A 24,858-nucleotide genomic window follows, 5' to 3' on the forward strand; every position below is an offset into this window, starting at 1 on the left:
AAAGTCAGGACCCAGCGTCGTCCCGGCGTCCGCCACGACAAATGAACGCCAATCGTCATTGAGCGTTCTCCATCCTCAATTACAATCGCCTCTCGGCCACGCCACCATATCGCCACCTCGCCAACGACCAACGCAAAGACTCCATCCGATGACCAGCCCGACCATCCTGCAAGCGACCGACCTGACTTTCAACTATCCCGAGCGTGAACTGTTCAACCAGCTCTCGCTCGCCATCCCCGCCGGCGTCACCATCATCCGCGGCGGCGACGGCCGCGGCAAAACCAGCCTGATCCGCCTGCTGGCCGGCGAACTGAAAGCACACAGCGGCCAACTGGCCATCAACGGCATCCGCCTGGATGAACAGGGCGCGCAATACAAGCAGCAGGTCTACTACGTCGACCCGCGTACGGAAACGTTCGACCAGATGACGGTGCCGGAATATTTTGCGTCGGTGCGGGCGCGGTTTCCCGACTTTGACGATGCGGTGCTGCCGGAATTATTGGAAGGCCTGTCGCTGACGCCGCATGTAGAGAAGAAGCTGTTCATGCTGTCGACCGGCAGCAAGCGCAAGGTGTATCTGGCGGGGGCGTTTGCTGCGGGTGCGGTGGTGAATTTGCTGGATGATCCGTTTGCGGGGTTGGACAAGGGATCGATCAACTTTGTGTGCGAAGTGCTGGCGGATTTTGCGGAGCAGGGTGAGCAGGTATGGGTCGCAAGTTTTTATGAGACGCCGCCTGAAATCCCGACAACCAGCATCATCGATCTGGGCGACTAAGGCTAAGACTAAAACAGGTCAGCGACGCCGATAACTTTTATCGCCGTTGTCCGTATAACAAAACTGCCCGCCGCGCGGGCCAGTGCAATAGCGATGGCTGCGACAACTACAGCCATCTTCGTCATCCTTCGCAAGCGGCATCAGCCGCTGCTGGTTGGACATGGAACAGACCTTCTTTGACGCGCTGACAGAGCCGTCATTGCAAATAAAGTCAGCACCGGCACAGTGAGAGACGCCGCCCTTTTTCCCTGAACAAGGCGTGTTGGCCGCGACGGCGGATTGATGAAACGCGGCAAGAACCAGCGCGAGCAAAAACCCAACGGTCTTCATCCCGTTCCCTTCCTTTTTATTATTGATTGCGAGCCGACTTGGCAACACAGTCTCGCGCTAGCCGGGAATATTCGGCTCCACCAGATTGGCCAGCTGCGCCAGTGACTCTTGCCAGCCGAGATAGCACATCTCCACCGGAATGACCTCCGGAATCCCCGACTGCGTAATGCGCACTTCCGTGCCGGTCAAGACCGGCTTCAACTTCACCGTCACCAGCAATTCGCCAGGCAGATTTGGATCGTCGAACTTGTCGGTGTAGCGAACCAGTTCACCCGGCACCAGCTCCTTGTACTTACCACCGAAAGAGTGGCCGTTGCCGCTGGTGAAATTCGAAAACGACATGCGGAAGGTGCCGCCAACTTTAGCCTCCAGATGCTCCACGGTGCAGGTGAAGCCGTAGGGCGGGAGCCATTTGGCAAGGGCGGCTGCGTCGGTGAAGGCGCGGTAGATTTTGTCGGGGGTTGTGCGGAGGATGCGGTGGAGTTCTACGGTTCCTGTGGACATGGTTTTTCTCCTTTGAGGCTGGCTTCTCTTAAGGGAAGTTTTAATTGTTGTGGATGAGCAGAAATTTAAGAATTTCAAGCAACTTAGTGTGTCCGCTTTGGCAGCAGAGCTCATATTTTATGACACTTAAATTCCATGCCAAAGCGCATCAGATTAAATGGCAACTCCTACAAGATGCAGAGAGGCTACGTACTTGAATCAATCCTCATCGGCTAATTTTCCATACATTTTTTTCAGTTCGTTAAGCTCAACGACAAGTCCTCTTGCTGCTAAATCATTTTTCCGTAGCTGCCATAAAAATCTCAAAGGATCGTTTTTCTGATCGGCTCGCGCATGGTGAAGTAAGCGATGGCAATTTGCGCACAAAGCGACGATGTTTTCTTCTACGTCTAGACTGTGCGGAAACTGCCCCTGCTTACTCAACGGAACTAGATGGTGCGCTTCTACATATGTCATCCCCGTCTTCTTCCAGAGGAAAGAACTATGCACACCTGCGCCTCCCGACAACGCGCATACCCCATTCGACATTGAAATCGCCCGCGCACTCACATTCGCCGAGCGTGAAAATACTTCGCGTCCCGATGACTTTATCTTACGTGGGGGAGGCTGAGGCCCGTTTGTAGATGGTTCTTTGGGAACCGTCTTTAGAGTTGCCTCAACAGCTTTGACGAACTCATCATTGGATATTTCAGTGTTCGCGTCGACTAAGGAATGTGGGTATTTCTCCCATAACTCGCTATACGCCTGCAACAGGATCCGCACGTCGTTTTCCAGTTTAGCTTGCGAAGGGAGATCATCGGCGAAGTACTCTTTCGCCCAAATGGAGCCGAACTCATATCCTGTTGAAAGCGTGCCATTGGTTCTTAAATCGATAGGCCCTGTAGTAAAACCTTCTGGGACCGGGCCGAGCTCGAGAACTGCCTGCTGCGCACAGTCTTGTAACTTTCGATACGCGAGATCGAACGAACCATAGCGAGTTTCAAAGGCAGTAAACGCTTGATTCAGCGTCAAGTACACGGAAGACATGTCCTCTGAAAATAGTAGGACGATGTAGTAACCCTCTAGCGCTGATTTCGTGATGGAGCGCTTGAATATTGCCACCCAGGGGACGTGGGCAAAGGTTCGATTTGGCTCGCCAATTGAGCCCTTGGTAAGCCACTCGGTAGAGATATATCCGCTCCTCTCTACACACTCTAGAAAGAATCCCGGGATACTTTTCCGTATGGCCTCCACAAGAGAGGGTATTTCAACATTTCGTGGAACGCGCCCATATTTTTCTTTTGCTGGCAGATATTCTGCGAAGACTGTTTTTAGTTCTATCATTTATCTTTTTCTAGTCATAGGAGTAGGTCTTACTTGACTAAAAATCAAATAATTGCGATAAATGATAAGTAAATATTCTGTTTCGTGCAGAGTGAATGTAATGAACTTGGACTACTTGGCGAGTAGTTAAGTAATTGTTGCGTTTTATTACCCATGTTAAATTGCGAAATAAATCTAATAACTATTGGAAAAATTTCGTGCCAACAGGTAAATCTATTCGCATATATCTCGCTGATGCCACGGTTACAGGAGTTCGATTTGCCGAATTAGTGAACTGGACGGGGCAAGGACTTGCTTGCCCGAGAAATAGATTGAGCGATTTGGCAAATTGGTCGGAAGCCTCAAAACCAGGGGTCTATTTTTTATTCGAAGGTCGTTCGAATGATACAAAGTCTCTGGCCTACATTGGTGAATCAGAGAATGTGCTAGAGCGGCTAACAACGCATGATCGTCAGAAAGAATTTTGGAGTGAAGTCGTTATCTTTAGCAGTAAGGATGACAATCTGACTAAGGCACACGTCAAATACCTTGAATCTTCTCTAGTTGCATTAGCTAAGGATGCGGATCGATATCAACTAGAGAACGGCAATATTCCGACTGCATCTAGCTTACCTCGAGCAGATCGCGATGCAATGGAAGAGTTTATTGAGAATAGTCGTATGGTCCTTGGTGTGTTGGGATACACGATTCTGGAGCCGCTGCTGCCGTCAAATCGGCAAAGGAAGGATGGCGCCAATGCTATCGAACTAGATTCTAGGGATAGTCCACTGATGGATCTGAGTTTCACTATTAGTGGACTAGTAGCAAGAGGTGCGCTGACGAACGAAGGTTTCGTCTTAAAGAAGGGGGCCCAGCTCTCCAAAGGCCAAAGTGAGAGCATGCCGACCAAACTAGCTAGTCTTAAGGCCCAACTCATTACCGAAGGCAGCTTAATCGAGTGCTCAGATTATTTTCTGGCCAATAGTGATCTACTGCTTAGTTCCTCAAGTTATGCAGCGGCTCTGGTTGCTGGGACATCTCGGAGCGGACCACAAAGTTGGAAGACATCTGATGGCCAAACATTAAAGCAGAAAGAGGACGCTTCTTTACTCATAAAGTAACACTAAGCGCCTCAACCTCGTCATGGCCCCAAGTCCTTTAAATCGTGTTTCGCTGACTTCTCTTTAGAGTATCGCGAACAAAATCGTTTGTAGCTCAAGCGTTTAGACGCCGTAGAGTTCTTAAGGTGTGTTTAGCATTAGAAGCCAGTCAGCGCTCGTTGTATTTGCACTGAAGACATAAATAAAAAATGAATACTCAGCAAATAATCTCGCTAGCATCAAACTACTTAAACGGCTTACGGGGACATGAGTTTGACGTTCTTGAAGTCTCCAAGCCCGTGTCACCAGACGCGGCCGTTAATCTAGCAAAAATTGTTTCGAAACTGTCCCCTCTTGTTGGGAATCTTATCGAATTTAATAGCTGTGAATACCTTAACGATCAGGATGGATTCGAGGAACTCGGCCACTGGGTTCGGCAAGACCCTGGTTTTCCAGACACCATTTTTGCAGGAAATGTTTTTCCGACCCCTGGCTTTGAAATAAAAGCTTGGTTTCCGCTTGCGACAGAAATCACGGCACGATTTAAAGATAGTCAAGATCATTTTGCAAGCGACCAAACATATGTCGCAATGCTTGCTTGGTTACCGGAAAATTTGATTTTTGGTAAGCCAAAAATTATTGACATTATGGTCGCGTCAGGTGCCTCTATTTCGATGGCTCGAGATAACCATTACCATAGCCCACCAGATTATTTGGTGCTTGAGCCTGGAGACACTAGCGATAGGACAAGCAATCTACAACAGACCAATACCAACGGATATAAATTTCAAGGCACTTCGGCTGAATTCGCCCAAGCTCAACAGTTAGTCGACAGCTGGGGAGAAGATGGTCGAAGATACAGTACTTCGGCCGAATATCATCGCTTACTACGAACTTTGATAGAAAGATTCCCCTATCGTTTAGACACGAATTTCGCAAAGATGGATAGGATTGCCCATCCAGATATCGAACGTTTTAAATCTCGAGTCTACGGCACCACGTTTCATGGAAAAACTATCGGCGAATGGAATAGACTCTTGTCCAAAGGAGACAATTGGGCGATCAAAGTCGCATTGGAACAAGAATTAGGTATCATCGAAGAAGGCCGAACGCCCGTTGAATAACTGGCCGCCCAAATTCATAGTTACTTAAATCGTGATAACCCAATTTGGAAATATGTTGCATCCAGTTCTGCTGCATAAGCTTTTCTGTTGATTTTTTGCGCAGCTAAACTCGCAGAAAATAGGCCACCGAAAGGCTCCCAAACGACATGTTCAGGATCACTGGACGCACTTATAATCTGAGTCATTAGATCTAGTGGCTTCTGATTCAAATGTGCTGCTTTCCCAGAAATTTCTGGGACCTTAATTCGCTCAGCACCTTTCAATGGGTTCCGTTCCCACACATTTGTAACCCCCATAGGACAATGGAAAATAGATCGCATCTTAATCCAATCATCTTTTGTCATAGGTGACTGACCATTCTGCGAGAAATACGGCCGCCCATCTGGATTGCCATGTTTGTTGGCATAAGTAGCCATTTTCTCGAACATTTCTGGAGGCGGATAGTACCAAAGATGTCCCTGATCAAGATACTTACGGACGGCTACATCCGCTACCTCACACGCCTCATTTGCTCGCTTCATCGGAAGTCCTGTTCTCTTCCATTCTCGATACAGCCATTTCTGAAGGGTCAATGAGTCAATTTTAGGTTCAAATACGTACTGTACGCACACCTCCGTGACTACTGGGAACCGGCGGATTTTTGCAGTGTTCACGTTACCAGCAATATGGGCACGCCCCTTGTTCCATGTATTAGCATTGACATATCGCCAGCCGTGCTGTTCTAAGATTGGGTGAGTCACCGCCCAACCTATTTCGGAATTCCAAAACCACAATGTGGTTTGAGCACTCGAAAATTCGCTCCAAGCTTTGATATGGGGAGCATACCAATTAGCTACCCCCATATGGTCTGATGTGTCCCCTTCAAAACCGAGAATTCCATAAGCCCCATCAGAAATGATCACATGTGGTGGAGCCCACTCAGTGTAGTAGTCAAGACTGTTCCCATGAAATAAATGCGTGTTGCCATTGCTCCAGCGATTAGTTTCTGGCGTTGAACTTAGCTTCACGGCTTTGCCTCGTCCAACGGTACTTGTAGAGACGTTTCTCTTCGCTATAGATTCGGTCATCCGAATTTCCTTAAAAACGTCCTAACTTAGGATATTTCATTCTCTGCTATTGCTCACTCTCGAGGGCGTAACAGAAGAACCATTAGATGATATTTTTAAACATCAATATTCCCAGCCTGCAGCGCATTCAACTCAATAAACGCCCGACGCGGTTCCACGTCATCCCCCATCAGCGTCATGAAAATCTGATCCGCGGCGATCGCGTCTTCGATTTGCACTTTCAACAGACGGCGGACGGTTGGGTCCATGGTGGTTTCCCACAGCTGTTCCGGATTCATTTCGCCCAGACCTTTGTAGCGCTGCTTGCTGACGCCGCGTTCGGCTTCTTCGCGCAGCCATGCCATGGCCTGGTGGAAGTCGTTGATGGCGCTTTCCTTGATCTTGTCGCCGGTGCCGCGGCGGATCAGTGCGCCGGGTCCGATGAGGCCGCGGAAGGTTGCCGCTGCATTGGCCAACACCTGGTAGTCGGGGCCGTTGACGAAGTCGGTGTCGATGGCGGTGACCTTGATGTTGCCGTGGTACATGCGCTGGATGCGCAGGACGTGTTTGTCGGTCAACTCGTCGGAGCGGACGATGACGTCGATGCCCGGTTCGTTGATGGCTGCCTTCAGTGCGACGGCCGATTGCTCGGCTTCTGCCGCGGTGTTCAGTTGCAGGGTGACGCCGGTCATGATGGCGGACAGCGCGGTGGCGTCGATCATGCGGGTCAGGCGCATGATGATGGCGTTGGCGGTGTTGTATTGACGGACCAGTTCGGTCAGCGGGGCGCCGCTGATCGGTGCTGCGCCTTCGCTGGGGACGAGCTCGGCGTCGTTGAGGGCGATCTGCATCATGTAGTGCGCTTCTTCGACGTCGTCCTTGAGGTAGCGCTCGTCCTTGCCGGCCTTGACCTTGTAGAGCGGCGGCTGGGCGATGTAGATGTGGCCGCGTTCGACCAGTTGCGGCATCTGGCGATAGAACAGCGTGAGCAGCAGGGTGCGGATGTGGGCGCCGTCGACGTCCGCATCGGTCATGATGATGATGCGGTGGTAGCGCAGTTTGTCGGCGTTGAATTCGTCCGGACCGATGCTGGTGCCGAGGGTGGCGATGAGCGTCGTGATCTGCTCTGAGGAGAGCATCTTTTCGAAGCGCGCCTTTTCGACGTTGAGCACTTTGCCGCGCAACGGCAGGATGGCCTGGAATTTACGGTCGCGGCCTTGCTTGGCCGAGCCGCCCGCGGAGTCACCCTCGACGATGTAGAGTTCGCACAGGGCCGGATCCTTTTCCTGGCAGTCGGCCAGTTTGGCGGAGAGGCCGAGGCCGTCCATGACGCCTTTGCGGCGGGTCAGTTCGCGTGCCTTGCGCGCGGCTTCGCGGGCGCGCGCGGCTTCGACGATCTTGCCGCAGATGATCTTGGCGTCGTTAGGTTTTTCTTGCAGGAAGTCGGTGAGGGTCTTGGCGACGATTTCTTCCACCGGGCCGCGCACTTCGCTCGATACCAGCTTGTCCTTGGTCTGCGAGCTGAACTTGGGCTCGGGGACTTTGACGGAGAGCACGCAGGTGAGGCCTTCGCGCATGTCGTCGCCGGAGACTTCGACCTTGGCTTTTTTGGCGAAGTCGTTTTCTTCGATGTACTTGTTGATGACGCGGGTCATCGCGGCGCGCAGGCCGGTCAGGTGGGTGCCGCCGTCGCGTTGCGGGATGTTGTTGGTGAAGCAGAGCACCTGTTCGTTGTAGGCGTCGTTCCATTGCATGGAGACGTCGACGCTGATGTTGGTGTTCTGGTCCGACATGCGCTCGCCGGTGGCCTGGAAGATGGTCGGGTTGAGGATGCTCTTGTTCTTGTTGATGTATTCGACGAAGCCGCGGGTGCCGCCTTCGAAGGCGAAGTCTTCTTCCTTGCCGGTGCGCTGGTCGGTCAGGCGGATGTGCACGCCGTTGTTGAGGAAGGACAGTTCGCGGATGCGCTTGGCGAGGATTTCGTAGTGGAACTCGACGTGGGTGAAGATTTCTTCGTCGGCCCAGAAGTGGACTTCGGTGCCGCGCTTGTCGGTGTCGCCGATGACTTTGATCGGGGAGACTTGCACGCCGTCGACAACTTCAATCTGGCGGTCTTGCGGAATGCCGCGCACGAATTCCATCGCATGCACTTTGCCGTCGCGGCGCACGGTCAGGCGCAGCAGTTTGGACAGGCCGTTGACGCAGGAGACGCCGACGCCGTGCAGGCCGCCGGAGACTTTGTAGGAGTTCTGGTCGAACTTGCCGCCGGCGTGGAGCTCGGTCATGACGATCTCGGCAGCGGAGCGTTTGGGCTCGTGCTTGTCGTCCATCTTGATGCCGGTCGGGATGCCGCGGCCGTTGTCGGTGATGGAGATCGAGTTGTCGGAGTGGATGGTGACGTGGATTTCGGTGCAGTGGCCGGCCAGCGATTCGTCGATGGAGTTGTCCAGCACTTCGAAGACGAGGTGGTGCAGGCCGGTGCCGTCAGAGGTGTCGCCGATGTACATGCCGGGGCGTTTGCGGACCGCTTCCAGACCTTCCAGAATCTGGATGGAGGAGGCTCCATATTGATTTTGTTGCGGTTGTTCGGTGTTGTCTGCTGGCACTGGGGACGAGAGGGACATGGCTACCTTCTGAAAAAACTAACGGAACTGCCTGACTAAATACTAAGAAACTGCAAGGAAACTGCAACTGAACTACAAAGGAACTGCTGAAATCGGGGATGAAACCGAATTCTTAAAAGTGGCGAAGGGCCGTCTTGCGCACGGCCCCTCGTCTACTTTCGGCTAACTGAAATCAAATGCGCATCGGCATGACGACGTATTTGAAATCGGCATTGTCGGGAATGGTGATCAATGCGGAAGAGTTGGCGTCGCCCAGGGCGATGTTGACGTAGTCGCCCTTGAGGTTGTTCAACACGTCGAGCAGGTAGGTGACGTTGAAACCGATGTCGACGCTGTCGCCGCCGTAGTCGATTTCGAGTTCTTCAACCGCTTCTTCCTGGTCGGCGTTGGTGGAGCTGATCTTGAGGCTGCCCGGCGCAATCACCCAGCGCACGCCCTTGAACTTGTCGCTGGTCATGATGGCTGCGCGTTGCAGCGAGCGCAGCAGCTGTTCGCGGCCGATGGTGAAGTTGTTCTTGTAGCCCTTGGGCACCACGCGGGTGTAGTCGGGGAACTTGCCTTCGACCAGCTTGGAGATCAGTTCGATGTCGGCGAAGGTCAGCTTGACCTGGTTGTTGGCGATTTCCAGTTGGACCGGGTCGTCGCTTTCGTCCAGCAGGCGCTGCAGTTCGATGATGGTCTTGCGCGGGATGATGACTTCCTGGCGCGGGAACTCTTGCTCGGTGGCGACCTGGCAGAAGGCCAGGCGGTGACCGTCTGTCGCGACGGCGATCACGTTCTTGCCTTCGACGACCAGCAGCAGGCCGTTGAGGTAGTAGCGGATGTCTTGCTGCGCCATCGAGAAGTGGACCATGTTGAACAGGTGCTTCAGGGTCTTTTGCGGCAGCGTGACTTGCGCGTTGTAGTGCTCGGCCTGGGCGACGGTGGGGAATTCTTCGGCGGCCAGCGTTTGCAGGGCAAAACGCGACTTGCCGGATTGCACCGTCAGGCGCTTGTTGGACAGGGTGACCGTCACTTCGCCCGAGTCGGGCAGGGCGCGCAGGATGTCGAGCAATTTGCGCGCGGCGACGGTGGTGGCGGTGGCTTCGCTACCGGAGCCGACTTCGGCGTGCGTGGTGATCTGCACTTCGATGTCGGTCGAGAGGAAAGATACTTTTTCGCCGTCCTTGCGAATGAGGATATTGGCCAGAATCGGCAATGTGTGCCGACGCTCGACAATACCACTCACTATTTGCAGTGGCCGGAGAAGCGTATCTCGTTGGGTTTTGACCAATTGCATAGTCTCTATATCCTTGCTAGTAGTGGTTTAAAGGATGCTGAAAGCCGCTTTCAAATTCTGTCTGCAATCCGGTCTGGTCCTCCGTCTGCGCTCAGTTTTGCCGTCGTTTCTGCAATGTGTCGCTGCAATTTGAAAACGGTTTCATTGCGGTAGCGCGGACTTGCCGTACTACATAGTGCTGTCGTGCTGCGCGACGAATCCATCCTCGCTTACGGTATGCCCACCCAATGACATGGCGATGACTGCCGCCGTGTTGCCTGTGCTGCTGTTTGGCGGTCATGCTTTTTTGGCAACAAAAAAAGAGTCGCCGGGACAAACCGGACCAACTCTCTCATTGTATCAAATCAACCCTTGTTCAAGGGGCAAATTAGGCTCTTTTGGAAGCCGATTCCTAACCTTTCAGGGTCTGTTCCAGGACGTGGAGTTCGTGGTTGCATTCCGGGTTTTTGGTGCGGTCGGCGGAGATCTTGCGCACCGCGTGCAGCACGGTGGTGTGGTCGCGGCCGCCGAACAGGTCGCCGATTTCGGGCAGGCTTTTCTGCGTCAGTTCCTTGGCCAGGTACATGGCGATCTGGCGCGGCCGGGCGATATTGGCCGGGCGCTTCTTGGAGTACATGTCGGCGACTTTGATGTTGAAGAAGTCGGCGACGGTTTTTTGGATGTTTTCGACGGAGATCTGGCGATTTTGGACGGACAAGAGGTCTTTTAGCGCATCTTTGACGACGTCGATGGTGATGTCCTTGCCGTGGAAGCGCGAGTAGGCCAGGATCTTGCGCAGCGCGCCTTCGAGCTCGCGCACGTTGGAGCGCAGGTGCTTGGCGACGAAGAAGGCGACGTCGTCGGACAGCTGGACGCCTTCCAGGGTGGCCTTTTTCATCAGGATGGCGACGCGCATCTCGAGCTCGGGCGGCTCGATGGCGACCGTCAGGCCGGAATCGAAGCGCGAAATCAGGCGGTCATCCATGCCGCTGATTTCCTTGGGATAGGTGTCGCTGGTGATGATGATCTGCTTTTTGGCGGCGATCAGGGCTTCGAAGGCGTAGAAGAACTCTTCCTGGGTGCGGCTCTTGCCGCCGAAGAATTGGATATCGTCGATCAGCAGCAGGTCGAGCGAGTGGTAATAGCGCTTGAAATCGTCGAAACCCTTGCGCTGATAGGCCGTGACCACGTCGCGCACGTATTGCTCGGCGTGGATGTAGCGGATCTTGGCGTGGGGGTTGTCGGCCAGCACCTGGTTGCCGATGGCGTGGATGACGTGGGTCTTGCCCAGGCCGACGCCGCCGTACAGGAACAGCGGGTTGTAGGACACGCCGGGGTTGTTGGCGACCTGGGTGGCGGCGGCGCGCGCGAGCTGGTTGGCCTTGCCGGTGACGAGATTGTCGAAGGTCAGCACCGAGTTGATGCGCGACAACTCCTGGCGCGGGGTCACCGGCGGCGGGGCCGGATCGACCAGGGATTCCTGGATGCCGGTCGGATAACCGTCGAGCATGGTGCCATGGCTGTTGCCGCCGTTGCCGTGCATGCCGGCGGCGCCTGCAGGCGTCGGCGCGGCAGCGGCAGCGCGACGGGCGGCGCCCACGCGCGGATCGAGCACGAACTCGACGTCGATCTGCATTTCCCAGTACTCGGAGGCAATGGTGGTGATGCGGCTGGCGAACTGGGTCTTGACCCAGTCGAGCTTGAATCGGTTGGGCGCGGCAATACGCAGGCGGCCGTCTTCGTAATCAAGCGGAGCCAAAGGCTTGATCCAGGCGCTGTATTGCTGCGGCGTCAGTTCCTGCTCCAGCTTTGCGGAGCAAGCCTGCCAAAAATTTTCCATGAATCTTCTTATCTAAATAGAGATGCAACGAGGCGCAACAATAGGCGCCAAGAAACGATGCAAAAAAGGGGGCCGAGCTGACTTGGGAAAAGCCGGATGTCAACACTGCGGATCGGGCTATTTTACTCTGATGGGGAAAAGTTATCCACAGGCAGAACGCGCTTTTGACAGAGTAAAAATGTATATCGACAGCCGGCAAAAGCTTAAGCGGAAATATCGAAAAATGCCGCTTGACAGAGCGACGGCTGAAGAGGGGAATCCTGGCTGAGGATTGGCAGGCGGGACCGGCTTTGCGGCCCGGCCTGCCTAATAATTAATCATTCGACAACGGCGCCGTCGACGAAGACTTTCAATTCGCCTTGCTGGAACTGGGTCCAGGTTTCGTCGGTGGTCAGCGGCTGGGTGACGATGACGGCGACGCGGTCCTTGGAAGTGGTGACTTCGGAGAAATCCACGGAAACGTCCTGGTCGGACAAATGCGCCGAGGCGAACGGGTGCTGGCGGATGATGTAGTACAGATTGGTGGAGCAATGCGAAAACAGTGCCGATCCATCCGACAACAGCATGTTAAATGGACCATGTCCGGCGATATAGTGCGTAAGTTCGCGCAACTCCTGCGTCAGGTCGGCCAACGGCGGCAGGTTTTCGCCGAAGCGGTTGCGCAGCTGTTGCAGCAGGTAGCAAAAGGCCAGTTCGCTGTCGGTGGTGCCGACCGGGCGATAGGGACCGTGCAAGGTGGGCGTGAAATTCTTGAGGTCGCCGTTGTGGGCGAACACCCAGTAGCGTCCCCACAGCTCGCGCACGAAGGGGTGGCAGTTGGCCAGCGAGACGCGGCCTTGCGTGGCTTTGCGGATGTGGGCGATGACGTGCTGCGATTTGATCGGGCAACTCTTGATCAGCTCGGCGACCGGCGAGGTGACGGCGGACTGGTAGTCGACGAAGTGGCGCACGCCCGAGCCTTCAAAGAAAGCGATGCCCCAGCCATCGCTGTGGTGATCCGTCAATCCGCCGCGATTTGCAAAGCCGGTGAAGCTGAAAACGATGTCGGTGGGCGTGTTGCAATTCATCCCGAGTAACTGGCACATGATGTCGGCGAAGCGGTGAGGCTGGAGTGAGTGTTGATAAAGAAGCAGGCAAGCCCTTACGGTATCACGCAGGCCGGCGCCGAGAAAGCCGGAATGACGGCAATTTCGTTCAATTGCTGTAAAAATCGTGCCGCGGATAAATTCGCGGATAAAAAAAGCCCCACGAATTGGGGCTCGTGGGGCTTAATCCTTCCTGAAGAGGGAGGAGGAGACTCGGTACGTGTTGCTTGATCTTTCTCTCGGCGCTCAGCTTGCTTATTACTAACTATTATCTGTCGCTGGCGGCCAGGTTGCGCAGTTCTGCGGCAAAACTCGGTTGTGAACGGCTGTAATCATTGGCCATGCGGTTGACCATCTTGACGCCGTTGAAACGGTGCTGACGCACGCGTTGTTCCAGCGACTTGCGCGGCACGACCAACACGACGGCGGCGCGCACGATGCCCATGACCAGCGGCTTGAAAACCATCAGCAGGGTGACCAGCACGCCCAGGCCCAGCAACGGACGCATCAGCGCGACGGTTGCCCCGATCAGCGACTGCGCGACCGGAACGGCGGCTTCAACTGGAAAGGCGATGGCTAGAACGGACATGATATTGATTTCCCTGATATCGAATGAATTTCTTCTCTTGTTGCATTGCAGTATAGACATCCCCGCCTCGCATTGCCAATTTCATGTTCCCATATCAGATATAGGGATTGTGAATGGCCACTTCCTGCATTATTCTCAAGAGATGTAGCCGGATGTCTCGAAGAATCTCGAACGATCTTGAACAATACGCGCGGACAAAAAAATCCCCGCAAAGCCGAAGCTTGCGGGGAAATCCTTCCTAAAGAGGGAGGAGGAGACGCCGGACAGTTTCTTGTGTCGCGCAATCAATACCGCCTCAAGACGTCGGTACGAGCATCAAAACACAAGACTGAATGGGGTGTTGCCCTACAGAATCAGCGGAATGCGCCGTTATAGCCGGATTGCCGGCTGGTTCCGCATTACATCGCTGCGCTGTAGTGAAGCAAATTGCTTGGTGCGAACTTCCCGCGCATCAACCGCGCGAAGCGATGAAACGCAGTTCTGCAGCCAGGTTGGGCTGGGTCGATTCGAACTTGTTGGCCATGCGGTTCAGCTGGGCTGCGCCTTCGACGTGTTGGTCGGCGGTCAGCAGGGCAGCTTGCGATTCGTGGGCTTGCACGAAGCGAACGAAGATGTTGCGCAGCACGGTACCGATCTTGCCGGCAACAGTGCCGGTGTTCTTTGCGGAGTAATTGGCGGTCAATGTAGTCATGATGGACTCCTTGCGAAATGTGTTATGTTGCATTGCAGTGTAATGATGCATGACTCGCTTTACCAATTTCCTTTTTGGATATCAGTTATCGTTTTTGTGAATATTGTTTTTTTGATGTGCAAGTGCTTCCTTTTTCCATTGTTTGTTTCCTCCAAGTCCCTTGTGTCCTTATTTCGTTCCTGTTTCGTTCCTGCTAAGGTGCGGCTGATATGAGCTTTCTGACTCTCGACCTGAATCTGTTGCGCGTTTTCGACGCGGTGATGACAGAACAAAACCTGACGCGCGCGGCCAATTTGCTGGCGATGACGCAACCGGCGGTATCCAACGCCCTGCGCCGCCTGCGCGACACCCTCAACGACGAACTGGTGATCCGCACCGCGCACGGCGTCAAGCCGACGCCGCGTGCCGAAGAGCTGTGGCCGACCGTGCGCCGCGCCTTGTCGGAACTGGAAGCGGTGATCACGCCGGAAACCTTCGACGTGTCGCGCGCGCAGAATACTTTCCGCATGGCGATGGTCGATGCGACCGCGGCGCTGTGGCTGCCGTCGCTGGTGCGCACCATCATGCGCGATGCGCCGCGCATCAAGATCCGCATGATGCCGCTGACCACGCGCGATCCGCGCGCCATGCTGCTGCGCGGCGACGTCGACCTGGCGGTGGGATTTTTCCCCGGCGTGGCGGCGCAGCTGGCCGACGGCCTGAAAACCCAGATCAGCCACGAGCGTCTGTACACCGGGCAATACGTGTGCGTGATGCACAAGAACCACCCGCTGGCCGACAAGGAACTGAACCTCGACAACTATTGCTCGGCGGATCATTTGCTGGTCAGTCTGTCGGGCAAACCCCACGCGGTGATCGACGACGTGCTCGCCGGCATGGGACGCGAACGCAAGATTTTGCTGACGGTGAACCAGTTCTTCACGGCCGGCCGCATCGTCGCCAGTTCGGAGCTCATCACCGTGCTGCCGCGCCACCTGATCGCGGCGACCGGCATGACCGAAGTGCTGGTGGTGAAGGAGTTGCCGTTCAAAACGCCGGAAGAACATGTGGACATGCTGTGGCATGAACGCGATGCGCGCAGCCCGGCGCATAAATGGTTGCGCGCGCATTTAAGTGCAACAACTCATGACGAATTCGGTCGTATCAATATGCAGCGCTGACGATGTCGTGATTTTTCCTCGATGCGGCGGCGCCGATCACTTACCTTAGGATGATTTATGCCGACAACATCAAGAACAATCGCAAAAATAATCGGATTGGGTTTCGCTGGTTTTTTAACACTGGTCATTCTGCTGATCGTACTGATCGTCAACTTCGACTGGAACCGGGCGCGCCCCTGGATCAACCAGCGCGTCAGCGATGCAACGGGCCGCCACTTCGCCATCCAGGGCGACCTGATCGTCAAGTGGCAAAAGCCGCAATCGCCACAATTACCACAATCGCCGCAAAGCAGCTGGGCCCGCTGGATACCATGGCCGCAGGTGAGCGCCGCCGACATCGTGCTCGGCAATCCCGACTGGGCGCCGGCCAACAGCAACATGGTCGCGATCAGGCAACTGAATGTGACGCTCAATCCCTGGCCGCTGCTGCAACACAAAATCGTCCTGCCTGCGCTCGAGGCCGACACGCCGCAAATCGCCCTGCTGCGCAACAAGGATGCGGTCAATAACTGGACCTTCAAATCGGATGGTCCGTCGACATGGGAATTCCGTCCCGAGAAGATCGTCATCCGCAAGGGCAGCGTGCAACTCGACGATGTCATCCAGAAGATCAATGCCAAGGCGGATATCGACACGCTCGATCCGGACAAGGAAAAAATTTACGGCATAGGCTGGAACGTCAAAGGCACATTCAACAAAGCCGACATCCGCGGCGAAGGCAAAGCCGGCGGCGTATTGTCGCTGCAGGATGAAAGCAAACCTTATCCGCTGGAAGCCGACGTGCGCGTCGGCAAAACCCGCATTGCCGTCAAAGGCACGCTGACCAAACCGCAAGAACTTGCCGCGCTCGATCTGCAACTGAATCTGTCGGGCGACAGCATGGCGCATCTGTTTCCGCTGACCGGCGTGCTGTTGCCGGAAACGCCGCCGTTCTCGACTTCCGGTCGCCTGATCGGCAAACTCGATCCGAAACAGAGCGACTGGATTTACGAAAAATTCAACGGCAAGTTCGGCTCCAGCGATATCGGCGGCACGCTGGAATATCAATCGAAACAGCCGCGGCCGCTGCTCAAGGGCGAGATCGTTTCCAACCTGCTGCAATTTGAAGATCTGGCGCCGCTGATCGGCGCCGACTCCAACGCCAAGAAAGCGGAGCGCGGCGCGGAAGAACACCAGCCGTCGAACAAGGTATTGCCGGTCAAGGAATTCAAGACCGACGCCTGGGATGCGCTGGATGCCGACGTCAAACTGACCGCGCATAAAGTGGTGAAGGAAAAGAACCTGCCGATTACCGACATCCGCGCCGACCTGCACCTGAACGACAAGGTGCTGCAGCTGACGCCGCTGAATTTCGGCATCGCCGGCGGCAACCTGACATCCGACATCAAGCTCGACGGCAGCACGCCGAAGATGAAGTCGGAACTGAAATTGTCGGCGCGGCGCATCAAGATCCAGCAGTTGTTCCCGAACCTCGATGCGGCGCAAACCAGTTTCGGCGAAATCAACGGCGACGCGGCGCTGACCGCCACCGGCAATTCGGTCGCCGCCATGCTTGGTTCGTCCAACGGCGAACTGAAGACGCTGATCAATCACGGCGCCATCAGCAAATTGTTGCTGGAAGAAATGGGCCTGAATATCGGCAACGTGGTGGTGTCCAAACTGTTCGGCGACAAACAGGTCAAGCTCAATTGCATGGCCGGCGACTTCGCCGTGACCAACGGCCTGATGCAGGCGCGCACCTTCACGCTGGATACCGAAGATGCGCTGGTCGACATTACCGGCGACGTCAATCTGGCCCAGGAGCAACTTAATCTGACCATCAATCCACGCAGCAAGGGCCTGCGGATCATTTCGCTGCGCTCGCCGCTGTTCGTCACCGGTCCGTTCAAGGATCCGAATATCGGCGTGGACAAGGGCGTGCTGGCGCTGAAGACCGGCGGGGCGATATTGCTCGGCGTGGTGGCGCCGGTTGCAGCCATCCTGCCGCTGATCAACATCAGTGGAGAACAGCAAACCGATTGCGCCAACCTGCTGCAGGAAGTGCAGAAAAAACCTACCGCGCCGCCCCCCGGGAAAACCTACAAAGGCAAGCCGGTACGGGCCGCCAGGTGATTTCCTTGCTTCGTTGCCGATAGATTTTTTAAAACCGGTTCGGCAAAACCATCTGTGGATAACATTGTGAATAAGTCTTGCGCGGTTTGGGGATAGCGCGAGACTTTTTCACAGCGTCGAAATCTATCCAATAACTGTTCCAAAGTCATACACGCGTTGCCAAGCGCTTATCATTTTCGTAAACGTCTGATTCGATTTCGGTTTACCGGGTTATCCACAGAAAAGGACTTGTGTTAACTACTACTACTATTTGTATATATAAACTTTTATATAAAACCCTGAAAACCTTTTTCTCTCATTTCCCGACCGGACAAACCTCAAAAACGAAAAACCGATCGGGAAACTCTTTCGAAAATCATTTCAGGGAAATTGCATCGGGAACGTCGAGCACCAGATCCGATTCGGCGACCGCCACGCACGGCAACAGGTAACCTTCGGTCTTTTCTTCCCTGGTCAATCCCGGCCAATCGATCTGATAACGGATTTGCCCGCTTTTTAAAACGCACAGGCAGGTGCGGCATGTTCCGTTGCGGCAAGAACTCGGCATGCGAATCTGCGCCTGTTGTGCTGAAACGAGCAGGGACAATGCCGGCCTGGCGATAAATTCAAGTCCTGAGGGCAGGATAAGCACCTTGTAGGCATTTTTCGGGTCTTGCTCGTCCATGGGGCATCAACTTGGTTGGCTTGGCTGTGGCGACGTCTTGCAGCTCGTTCAGGTGGAAATGGCAATTTTCGGATGAAAACCGGCGAATTCATCATTCTTTACCAGCCCAACCGGCAAAATCCATCCGAAATACGTATTTTCAGGCGCATCTGTGGATAAGTCTCTGCATATCTCTTGTGTGAAATGGGGATAGCTCAGAAGTTCTTCACATTGCTGTTTTCTATCCAACATCTGTTCTTTTGCCATACACGACTTGCCAAGCGGTTATGAATTTCGTAAACCCATGATTTGATTTTGGTTTACCGGGTTATCCACAGAAAAGCGCCGGTGTTAACTACTACTACTATTTATATATATAACCTATTAATTTAAAAACCAAACTCACGTTATTCTCGGGAAAATATAAAAATTCCTTTAAAACAACATCGTTCAGGACCAGACATCCTGCAACAACGCGAACACTGCAGCGATCGCAGGCTCATTCTTGCGCTTCTCCAAAGCAATGAAAGAAAGCTCCGTCGACAAGTCGACCGCGTCAGCGATCACCAGACCGTGGGCATGTGCCTGGCTCAGTGCGATCGACTCGCGGGCGAGCGACAGGCCGACGCCCGATTTCACCAGGTCCAGCATGGAAGATTCCTGATCGACCAGCGCGACCGCATTGGGCGTGAGTTTGTATTGGGCAAAAACCCGGTTCAGCAGACGGTGATGGGCGGACTCCGGCGGCGTCCAGATCCAGGGGAGTTGCGCCAGCTCCTTCCAGCCTTTGCCGGCAACCCGGCTTTTCCAACCGGCGGGAGCGATGACGTTGTAGGTGAAATGCGTCAGGGTCAGGCTGTGGAAGCCTCTGCCGGGCGAACCGAGGAAAAAGCCGACGTCGAGCTCGCCGGCTTTGACTTGCTGCAGCACCGAACCCGACATATGGTGTTGAAGACGTGTGGATAGTTGCGGATGACGCTCCACCAGCAGCTTGAGGAAGGCGCCGAGACGGATGAATTCCGGATCGAGGATGGTGCCGATGGCCAGCGTACCGGTCAGATTGCCGGCGCTGGTATGCAGGGCATTGGCATGTTGATGGAATTCCTGCAAGGTGTGGAGAACCCGTTCGGCGACCGGCAGCAACTTGCTGCCTTCGTTGGTGAGTTTCATGCCGGCGCTGGTGCGCGTAAACAGGATGAGATTCAGTCTTTCCTGCAGCAGCTTGATTTGCAGGCTGACGGCAGGTTGGGTGACATGCAGGGTTTCTGCTGCGCGAGTCAGGTTGCCCTCATGCGCGACAGCGACAAAAGCGCGTAATTGTGTGAAATCCATGATTAAGTTTGATTAAAAGTAGTCAACTGCCATTCATGATGGATTTTTTGCAATGCCTTGATTATCAGTTATTTTTATATTGCTGTTGATAATAACTGATTGGATTCATTTCATTCGAGGCGATATTCTTCCAAAAGCAAACAAACAAGCCAATTTCAGCAATCTCCGGGCCAACTACATTCATTGATCACCAAAGGAATACTTATGACTGCCGCATCATCGACTATTCAGCACTACATCAACGGCCGTGTGACTCCGTCCGAAAGCGGCCGTCAGCAAGACGTTTTCAATCCTGCGACCGGCGAAGCGTCTGCCAAGGTGGTGCTGGCTTCGACTGCGGAGGTCAATGCCGCCGTGGCTGCCGCCAGTGCCGCTGCGCCAGGCTGGGCCGAGACGGCGCCGCTCAAGCGCGCACGCGTGCTGTTCAAGTTCAAGGAGCTGATCGAGCAACATCATGACGACCTCGCTGCCGCGATCACGCGCGAACACGGCAAGGTGTTTTCCGATGCCAAGGGCGAAGTCACGCGCGGCCTGGAAATCGTCGAATTCGCCTGCGGCGTGCCGCAACTGCTGAAGACGCAATTCACCGACAACATCGGCGGCGGCATCGACAACTGGAATCTGCGCCAGCCGCTGGGCGTGACGGCCGGCATCACGCCGTTCAACTTCCCGGTGATGGTGCCGTTGTGGATGGCGCCGCTGGCGATCGCCACCGGCAACAGCTTCATCCTGAAGCCGTCCGAGCGCGATCCGTCGCCGTCGCTGATGCTGGCCGACCTGTTCAAGCGCGCCGGTTTGCCGGATGGCGTGTTCAACGTAGTGCAGGGCGACAAGGTGGCGGTCGACGCGCTGCTGCAGCATCCGGAAGTGCAGGCGATTTCCTTCGTCGGTTCGACGCCGATTGCCGAATACATCTACAGCGAAGCCACCAAGCGCGCCGGCACTTTCCCGTTGCGTGCGCAAGCATTGGGCGGCGCCAAGAATCATCTGGTGGTGATGCCGGACGCCAACCTGGAACAGGCGGTCGACGCGCTGATCGGCGCGGCTTACGGTTCCGCCGGTGAACGTTGCATGGCGATTTCGGTGGCGGTGGCGGTCGGCAGCGTGGCCGACCAGCTGGTCGAAGCCTTGATCCCGCGCGTGAAGGCCTTGAAGATCAAAAACGGCATGGAAGCCGATGCGGAGATGGGCCCGCTGGTCACGGCGGCGCACAAGGCCAAGGTGGAAGGCTACATCGACGATGGCGTCAAGGCAGGCGCCAAGCTGCTGGTCGATGGCCGCGGCATCAGCGTGCCGGGCCATGAAAAGGGTTTCTTCGTCGGCGGCACCTTGTTCGACAACGTCACGCCGGACATGAAGATCTACAAGGAAGAAATCTTCGGACCGGTGCTGTGCGTGGTGCGCGTGCCGGATTTTGCCGAAGCGGTGCGTCTGATCAATGCGCATGAATACGGCAACGGCGTGTCGCTGTTCACCGCCGACGGCAATACGGCGCATGAGTTCTCGCGCCGCATCCAGGTCGGCATGGTCGGCATCAACGTGCCGATTCCGGTGCCGATGGCCTGGCATTCCTTCGGCGGCTGGAAGCGTTCGCTGTTCGGCGACACGCATGCCTATGGCGAAGAGGGCATCAAGTTCTATACGCGATATAAGTCCATCATGCAGCGCTGGTCGGCTACTATCGGCAAGGGCGCGGAATTCACGATGCCGGTGGCGAAGTAATCGAAGGCGATTGCATTACCACTCGCCGTCGTCCCGGCGAACGCTGGGACCCAGTGTCGTATTGCCGGTTGTGCGACTGTACATAGCGCGCTGCACGACACTGGGTCCTGACTTTCGTCAGGACGACGGAGTTGAAGGGTGTCAGATAAAAAAATCACGGAGACAGAAGCATGGAGTCAGCAGGTCAATACGATTACATCATCGTCGGCGGCGGCACGGCCGGTTGCGTGCTGGCCAACCGGCTCAGCCACGATCGCGGCGTCAGGGTGCTGCTGATCGAGGCGGGCGCCAAGGACGATTACCTGTGGATTCACATCCCCGTCGGCTATCTGTATTGCATCAATAATCCGCGCACCGACTGGCTGTATCGCACCGAGGCGGATGTCGGCCTCAATGGTCGCAGCCTGATTTATCCGCGCGGCAAAGTACTGGGCGGCTGTTCGTCGATCAACGGCATGATTTACATGCGCGGCCAGGAACGCGATTACAACCAATGGGCGCAACTGACCGGCGACGACAGCTGGCGCTGGGATAACGTGCTGCCGTTGTTCAAGAAGAGTGAAGATCACTACAAGGGCGGCGATCAGTTCCATGGCGTTGGCGGTGAGTGGCGCGTGGAGAAGCAACGGCTGTCGTGGGAAATCCTCGATGCCTTCCGTGATGCGGCGGCGGAAGTGGGCATTCCGAAGATCGACGACTTCAACCGCGGCGACAACGAAGGCAGTTCCTACTTCGACGTGAATCAGAAGCGCGGCATCCGCTGGAATGCGTCCAAGGCTTTCCTGAAACCGGCGATGAAAACCGGCAACCTCGACGTCATGACCGGCTCGCATGTCAAACGCCTGCGCATTGAACAAGGCGAGAATGGTCCGGTCTGCGTCGGCGTCGAATTCACCGGCGGCGGCAAGGAGTGGTATGCCGAATCGACACGCGAAACGATCCTGGCTGCCGGCGCCGTCGGTTCGCCGCACATCCTGCAATTGTCGGGCATCGGTCCGGCGAACTTGTTGCAGCAGCACCAGATTCCGGTGGTCAAAGACCTGGCCGGCGTCGGCGAGAACCTGCAGGATCATTTGCAGATCCGGACCGCGTTCAAGGTCAAGGGCGTGAAGACGCTCAACATGATGGCCAACAACTGGTTCGGCAAGATGAAGATCGGGATGGAATACGCCTTGTTCCAGAGCGGGCCGATGTCGATGGCGCCGTCGCAGCTGGGCGTGTTCGCCAAGTCGGATCCATCGCAAGCATCCGCCAACCTTGAATATCACGTGCAGCCGCTGTCGCTGGAAAAGTTCGGCGATCCGCTGCATCCTTTCCCGGCGTTCACCGCCAGCGTCTGCAATCTGCGGCCGACCTCGCGCGGACACATACGCCTGGGTTCCGGCGACGGTGCGCTGGCACCGAAGATCACGCTCAATTACCTCAGCACCGAACAGGACCGCAAGGTCGCGGCCGACTCGCTCAAGCTCACGCGCAAGATCGCCGCGGCGCCGGCATTGCGAAAGTATCAACCCGACGAATGCAAGCCCGGCGTGGAATACCAGTCTGAGGAAGAGTTATACAAGGCCGCCGGCGAAATCGGCACGACCATCTTCCATCCGGTCGGCACCTGCAAGATGGGGCGCGACGACGATGCGCTGGCCGTGGTCGACAGCCAGTTGCGCGTGCGCGGCGTGGCCGGACTGCGCGTGGTGGATGCTTCCGTGATGCCCACGATCACGTCCGGCAATACCAATTCTCCCACCATCATGATTGCTGAAAAGACAGCAGAACTGATCCGAAAAGCACGTAAAAATTAAATAATTCGGGCTTTGTCCGATACGGTACTTATACGTATTGTAGTAATGGTACGACTCGGCTACTATGCGCCAGATATTAAAACAATAAGACTCTCGCAGAAGGCCTGACGATAGGTGTCCAGGCCCAAAAAAGAGTAGTTGCGGACGTCAGAAGCGTCGAGTAACTTACTAAGCGGCCATGCAGTTCCAAATACGCATGGTATTCACGGGAAGAATGAGAAGAGACACTATGACAGATGTCATTCTGGAGACAAAAAACCTGACGAAGGAATTCAAGGGTTTTACAGCGGTGAGCGCCGTTAACTTGCAAATCCAGCGCGGCCATATCCACGCGCTGATCGGCCCGAACGGTGCCGGCAAGACCACTTGCTTCAATCTGCTGACCAAATTCCTGGTGCCGACCTCGGGCCAGATCTTATTTAATGGCAAGGACATCACGATGGAAGCGCCGGCGCAGATTGCGCGCCAGGGCATCATCCGTTCCTTCCAGATTTCCGCCGTGTTTCCGCACCTGAGCGTGATGGAAAACGTGCGCATCGGCCTGCAGCGCACGCTGGGCACTTCCTTCCATTTCTGGAAGAACGGCGACAGCCTGAACCAGCTCAATGACCGCGCCATGGCCTTGCTCGAAGAGGTCGACCTGACCAGCTTCGCCGACACCATCACCGTCGATCTGCCCTACGGCCGCAAACGCGCGCTGGAAATCGCGACGACCCTGGCGATGGAACCGGAACTGATGCTGCTCGACGAACCGACCCAGGGCATGGGTCACGAAGACGTCGATCGCGTGACCGCGCTGATCAAGAAAGTCTCGGCCGGCCGCACCATCCTGATGGTCGAACACAACATGAACGTGATCTCCGGCATCTGCGACCGCATCAGCGTGTTGCAGCGCGGCGCCGTGCTGGCCGAAGGCACGTATGACCAGGTATCGAAGAATCCGCAAGTGATGGAAGCCTACATGGGCACGACATCGGGCGCGCTGGAAGGAGCTCACTGATGAACACGGCAACCATGCAACAAGGCGGCGTCACATCCACCGGCAGCGGCACGCCGGCGCTGGCGATTTCCGACCTGCAAGCCTGGTACGGCGAATCGCACATCCTGCACAACGTCAACCTGACCGTGAACAAGGGCGAAGTGGTGACGCTGCTGGGCCGCAACGGCGCCGGCCGTACCACCACCTTGCGTTCCATCATGGGCCTGGTCGGCGCCCGCAAGGGTTCGATCAAGATCAACGGCAATGAAACCATCGCCATGCCGACCTACAAGATCGCGCATCAGGGCGTGGGCTATTGCCCGGAAGAGCGCGGCATCTTTTCGTCGCTGTCGGCGGAAGAAAACCTGATGCTGCCGCCGTTCGTGTCGAAGACCGACAAAGGCATGTCGATCGAAGAGATCTACGACATGTTCCCCAACCTGAAAGAGCGCCGCAACAGCCAGGGCACACGCCTGTCCGGCGGCGAACAGCAAATGCTGGCGGTGGCGCGCATCCTGCGCACCGGCGCGCGATTGCTGTTGCTCGACGAGATTTCCGAAGGCCTGGCGCCGGTCATCGTGCAGGCGCTCGCGCGCATGATCACGATGCTCAAGGCCAAGGGGTACACCATCGTGATGGTGGAACAGAATTTCCGTTTCGCGGCGCCGCTGGCGGACCGTTTCTATGTGATGGAACACGGTCAGATCGTCGAGTCGTTTGCCGCGGCGGAACTGCAGTCGAAGACGCAGAAGCTCAACGAATTGCTGGGCGTATAAGTTCGGGCAGCGCCAGGTTCATTTCGCGGCAACACGGATTCTGAAGATTCGGATTAATCGGCAAGTC

At 55.5% G+C, this 24,858-nt stretch carries 22 protein-coding genes; 9 read left to right on the forward strand and 13 right to left on the reverse strand.

All coding sequences use genetic code 11. The features are described from left to right. Positions 1 to 148: 148 nt before the first annotated feature. Complete coding sequence (locus PMI16_RS18770; protein WP_007882429.1) at positions 149 to 775, forward strand: ABC transporter ATP-binding protein; 627 nt, start codon at positions 149 to 151, stop codon at positions 773 to 775. An 18-nt stretch (positions 776 to 793) separates the two neighbouring features. Here the strand turns inward: PMI16_RS18770 and PMI16_RS25430 are convergent, their stop codons facing one another. From PMI16_RS25430 to PMI16_RS18780, 3 genes are all read right to left on the reverse strand, one after another. Beyond that, positions 794 to 1,105, reverse strand: a complete 312-nt coding sequence (locus tag PMI16_RS25430; protein ID WP_081493438.1) for a hypothetical protein — start codon at positions 1,103 to 1,105, stop codon at positions 794 to 796. A gap of 57 nt (positions 1,106 to 1,162) precedes the next feature. Beyond that, complete coding sequence (locus tag PMI16_RS18775; protein WP_007882432.1) at positions 1,163 to 1,609, reverse strand: SRPBCC family protein; 447 nt, start codon at positions 1,607 to 1,609, stop codon at positions 1,163 to 1,165. A gap of 198 nt (positions 1,610 to 1,807) precedes the next feature. Further along, on the reverse strand, positions 1,808 to 2,932 hold the full coding sequence (locus PMI16_RS18780) for an MrcB family domain-containing protein (RefSeq protein ID WP_007882433.1): 1,125 nt from the start codon (positions 2,930 to 2,932) through the stop codon (positions 1,808 to 1,810). Positions 2,933 to 3,129: 197 nt separating this feature from the next. On the opposite strand from PMI16_RS18780, the gene PMI16_RS18785 reads away from it, so the two are divergent. Together PMI16_RS18785 and PMI16_RS25435 are read left to right on the forward strand one after the other, a co-directional pair. Next, positions 3,130 to 4,032: a GIY-YIG nuclease family protein gene (locus PMI16_RS18785; RefSeq protein ID WP_007882434.1), complete on the forward strand. Its 903-nt coding sequence runs from the start codon at positions 3,130 to 3,132 to the stop codon at positions 4,030 to 4,032. A 188-nt stretch (positions 4,033 to 4,220) separates the two neighbouring features. Continuing rightward, a complete protein-coding gene (locus tag PMI16_RS25435) occupies positions 4,221 to 5,135 on the forward strand; it encodes a hypothetical protein (RefSeq protein WP_007882435.1) in 915 nt (304 codons plus the stop codon). A 20-nt stretch (positions 5,136 to 5,155) separates the two neighbouring features. On the opposite strand, the gene PMI16_RS25440 is transcribed toward PMI16_RS25435, so the two are convergent. The 7 genes from PMI16_RS25440 to PMI16_RS18820 form a co-directional block, all read right to left on the reverse strand. After that, complete coding sequence (locus PMI16_RS25440; protein ID WP_007882436.1) at positions 5,156 to 6,202, reverse strand: DNA methyltransferase; 1,047 nt, start codon at positions 6,200 to 6,202, stop codon at positions 5,156 to 5,158. A 95-nt stretch (positions 6,203 to 6,297) separates the two neighbouring features. After that, a complete protein-coding gene (gyrB, locus tag PMI16_RS18795) occupies positions 6,298 to 8,805 on the reverse strand; it encodes a DNA topoisomerase (ATP-hydrolyzing) subunit B (RefSeq protein WP_007882437.1) in 2,508 nt (835 codons plus the stop codon). Between the two features lie 172 nt (positions 8,806 to 8,977). Beyond that, positions 8,978 to 10,084 carry a DNA polymerase III subunit beta gene (gene dnaN / locus PMI16_RS18800; protein ID WP_007882438.1) on the reverse strand — a complete coding sequence of 369 codons (1,107 nt, stop codon included), beginning with the start codon at positions 10,082 to 10,084 and terminating at the stop codon, positions 8,978 to 8,980. 391 nt (positions 10,085 to 10,475) lie between these two features. Further along, positions 10,476 to 11,903: a chromosomal replication initiator protein DnaA gene (gene dnaA, locus PMI16_RS18805; protein WP_007882440.1), complete on the reverse strand. Its 1,428-nt coding sequence runs from the start codon at positions 11,901 to 11,903 to the stop codon at positions 10,476 to 10,478. Between the two features lie 317 nt (positions 11,904 to 12,220). Further along, positions 12,221 to 12,988 carry a class II glutamine amidotransferase gene (locus tag PMI16_RS18810; RefSeq protein WP_007882442.1) on the reverse strand — a complete coding sequence of 256 codons (768 nt, stop codon included), beginning with the start codon at positions 12,986 to 12,988 and terminating at the stop codon, positions 12,221 to 12,223. 268 nt (positions 12,989 to 13,256) lie between these two features. Further along, complete coding sequence (locus tag PMI16_RS18815; RefSeq protein WP_034381271.1) at positions 13,257 to 13,577, reverse strand: hypothetical protein; 321 nt, start codon at positions 13,575 to 13,577, stop codon at positions 13,257 to 13,259. Positions 13,578 to 14,028: 451 nt separating this feature from the next. Beyond that, a complete protein-coding gene (locus tag PMI16_RS18820) occupies positions 14,029 to 14,268 on the reverse strand; it encodes a hypothetical protein (RefSeq protein ID WP_007882447.1) in 240 nt (79 codons plus the stop codon). 209 nt (positions 14,269 to 14,477) lie between these two features. Between PMI16_RS18820 and PMI16_RS18825 the strand changes: the two genes are divergently transcribed. Next, complete coding sequence (locus tag PMI16_RS18825) at positions 14,478 to 15,428, forward strand: LysR family transcriptional regulator (RefSeq protein ID WP_007882450.1); 951 nt, start codon at positions 14,478 to 14,480, stop codon at positions 15,426 to 15,428. 57 nt (positions 15,429 to 15,485) lie between these two features. Beyond that, positions 15,486 to 17,540 (forward strand): AsmA family protein, encoded by a 2,055-nt coding sequence (locus PMI16_RS18830; RefSeq protein WP_007882451.1) that lies wholly within the window; start codon positions 15,486 to 15,488, stop codon positions 17,538 to 17,540. A 355-nt stretch (positions 17,541 to 17,895) separates the two neighbouring features. On the opposite strand, the gene PMI16_RS18835 is transcribed toward PMI16_RS18830, so the two are convergent. The 3 genes from PMI16_RS18835 to PMI16_RS18840 all read right to left on the reverse strand — a co-directional run bounded on the left by PMI16_RS18835 (position 17,896) and on the right by PMI16_RS18840 (position 19,515). Further along, on the reverse strand, positions 17,896 to 18,204 hold the full coding sequence (locus tag PMI16_RS18835; protein WP_007882453.1) for a 2Fe-2S iron-sulfur cluster-binding protein: 309 nt from the start codon (positions 18,202 to 18,204) through the stop codon (positions 17,896 to 17,898). Positions 18,205 to 18,252: 48 nt separating this feature from the next. After that, positions 18,253 to 18,450 (reverse strand): hypothetical protein, encoded by a 198-nt coding sequence (locus PMI16_RS26050; protein ID WP_157212704.1) that lies wholly within the window; start codon positions 18,448 to 18,450, stop codon positions 18,253 to 18,255. 183 nt (positions 18,451 to 18,633) lie between these two features. Continuing rightward, positions 18,634 to 19,515 carry a LysR family transcriptional regulator gene (locus PMI16_RS18840; RefSeq protein ID WP_007882456.1) on the reverse strand — a complete coding sequence of 294 codons (882 nt, stop codon included), beginning with the start codon at positions 19,513 to 19,515 and terminating at the stop codon, positions 18,634 to 18,636. Between the two features lie 204 nt (positions 19,516 to 19,719). On the opposite strand from PMI16_RS18840, the gene PMI16_RS18845 reads away from it, so the two are divergent. The 4 genes from PMI16_RS18845 (at position 19,720) to PMI16_RS18860 (ending at position 24,791) form a co-directional block, all read left to right on the forward strand. Continuing rightward, entirely contained in the window at positions 19,720 to 21,237 is a 1,518-nt protein-coding gene (locus PMI16_RS18845; protein WP_007882457.1) for a CoA-acylating methylmalonate-semialdehyde dehydrogenase, read from the forward strand. Between the two features lie 170 nt (positions 21,238 to 21,407). Continuing rightward, positions 21,408 to 23,036, forward strand: a complete 1,629-nt coding sequence (locus tag PMI16_RS18850; RefSeq protein ID WP_007882459.1) for a GMC family oxidoreductase — start codon at positions 21,408 to 21,410, stop codon at positions 23,034 to 23,036. Between the two features lie 229 nt (positions 23,037 to 23,265). Then, the gene (locus PMI16_RS18855) at positions 23,266 to 24,036 is read left to right on the forward strand and encodes an ABC transporter ATP-binding protein (protein WP_007882460.1); all 771 of its coding nucleotides are present in this window, start codon (positions 23,266 to 23,268) and stop codon (positions 24,034 to 24,036) included. Further along, positions 24,036 to 24,791: an ABC transporter ATP-binding protein gene (locus tag PMI16_RS18860; protein ID WP_007882461.1), complete on the forward strand. Its 756-nt coding sequence runs from the start codon at positions 24,036 to 24,038 to the stop codon at positions 24,789 to 24,791. Before PMI16_RS18855 ends, PMI16_RS18860 begins: the two co-directional genes overlap by 1 nt. Positions 24,792 to 24,858: the final 67 nt, after the last annotated feature.

Source organism: Herbaspirillum sp. CF444 (genome assembly GCF_000282135.1).
Classification (GTDB): Bacteria; Pseudomonadota; Gammaproteobacteria; order Burkholderiales; family Burkholderiaceae_D; genus Herbaspirillum.

Coding starts and splice junctions, on each gene's coding strand:
- PMI16_RS18770 (WP_007882429.1), top strand. CDS start 149: ATGACCAGCCCGACCATCCTGCAAGCGACCGACCTGACTTTCAACTAT.
- PMI16_RS25430 (WP_081493438.1), bottom strand. CDS start 1,105: ATGAAGACCGTTGGGTTTTTGCTCGCGCTGGTTCTTGCCGCGTTTCAT.
- PMI16_RS18775 (WP_007882432.1), bottom strand. CDS start 1,609: ATGTCCACAGGAACCGTAGAACTCCACCGCATCCTCCGCACAACCCCC.
- PMI16_RS18780 (WP_007882433.1), bottom strand. CDS start 2,932: ATGATAGAACTAAAAACAGTCTTCGCAGAATATCTGCCAGCAAAAGAA.
- PMI16_RS25435 (WP_007882435.1), top strand. CDS start 4,221: ATGAATACTCAGCAAATAATCTCGCTAGCATCAAACTACTTAAACGGC.
- PMI16_RS25440 (WP_007882436.1), bottom strand. CDS start 6,202: ATGACCGAATCTATAGCGAAGAGAAACGTCTCTACAAGTACCGTTGGA.
- gyrB (WP_007882437.1), bottom strand. CDS start 8,805: ATGTCCCTCTCGTCCCCAGTGCCAGCAGACAACACCGAACAACCGCAA.
- dnaN (WP_007882438.1), bottom strand. CDS start 10,084: ATGCAATTGGTCAAAACCCAACGAGATACGCTTCTCCGGCCACTGCAA.
- dnaA (WP_007882440.1), bottom strand. CDS start 11,903: ATGGAAAATTTTTGGCAGGCTTGCTCCGCAAAGCTGGAGCAGGAACTG.
- PMI16_RS18810 (WP_007882442.1), bottom strand. CDS start 12,988: ATGTGCCAGTTACTCGGGATGAATTGCAACACGCCCACCGACATCGTT.
- PMI16_RS18815 (WP_034381271.1), bottom strand. CDS start 13,577: ATGTCCGTTCTAGCCATCGCCTTTCCAGTTGAAGCCGCCGTTCCGGTC.
- PMI16_RS18820 (WP_007882447.1), bottom strand. CDS start 14,268: ATGACTACATTGACCGCCAATTACTCCGCAAAGAACACCGGCACTGTT.
- PMI16_RS18825 (WP_007882450.1), top strand. CDS start 14,478: ATGAGCTTTCTGACTCTCGACCTGAATCTGTTGCGCGTTTTCGACGCG.
- PMI16_RS18830 (WP_007882451.1), top strand. CDS start 15,486: ATGCCGACAACATCAAGAACAATCGCAAAAATAATCGGATTGGGTTTC.
- PMI16_RS18835 (WP_007882453.1), bottom strand. CDS start 18,204: ATGGACGAGCAAGACCCGAAAAATGCCTACAAGGTGCTTATCCTGCCC.
- PMI16_RS26050 (WP_157212704.1), bottom strand. CDS start 18,450: ATGGCAAAAGAACAGATGTTGGATAGAAAACAGCAATGTGAAGAACTT.
- PMI16_RS18840 (WP_007882456.1), bottom strand. CDS start 19,515: ATGGATTTCACACAATTACGCGCTTTTGTCGCTGTCGCGCATGAGGGC.
- PMI16_RS18845 (WP_007882457.1), top strand. CDS start 19,720: ATGACTGCCGCATCATCGACTATTCAGCACTACATCAACGGCCGTGTG.
- PMI16_RS18850 (WP_007882459.1), top strand. CDS start 21,408: ATGGAGTCAGCAGGTCAATACGATTACATCATCGTCGGCGGCGGCACG.
- PMI16_RS18855 (WP_007882460.1), top strand. CDS start 23,266: ATGACAGATGTCATTCTGGAGACAAAAAACCTGACGAAGGAATTCAAG.
- PMI16_RS18860 (WP_007882461.1), top strand. CDS start 24,036: ATGAACACGGCAACCATGCAACAAGGCGGCGTCACATCCACCGGCAGC.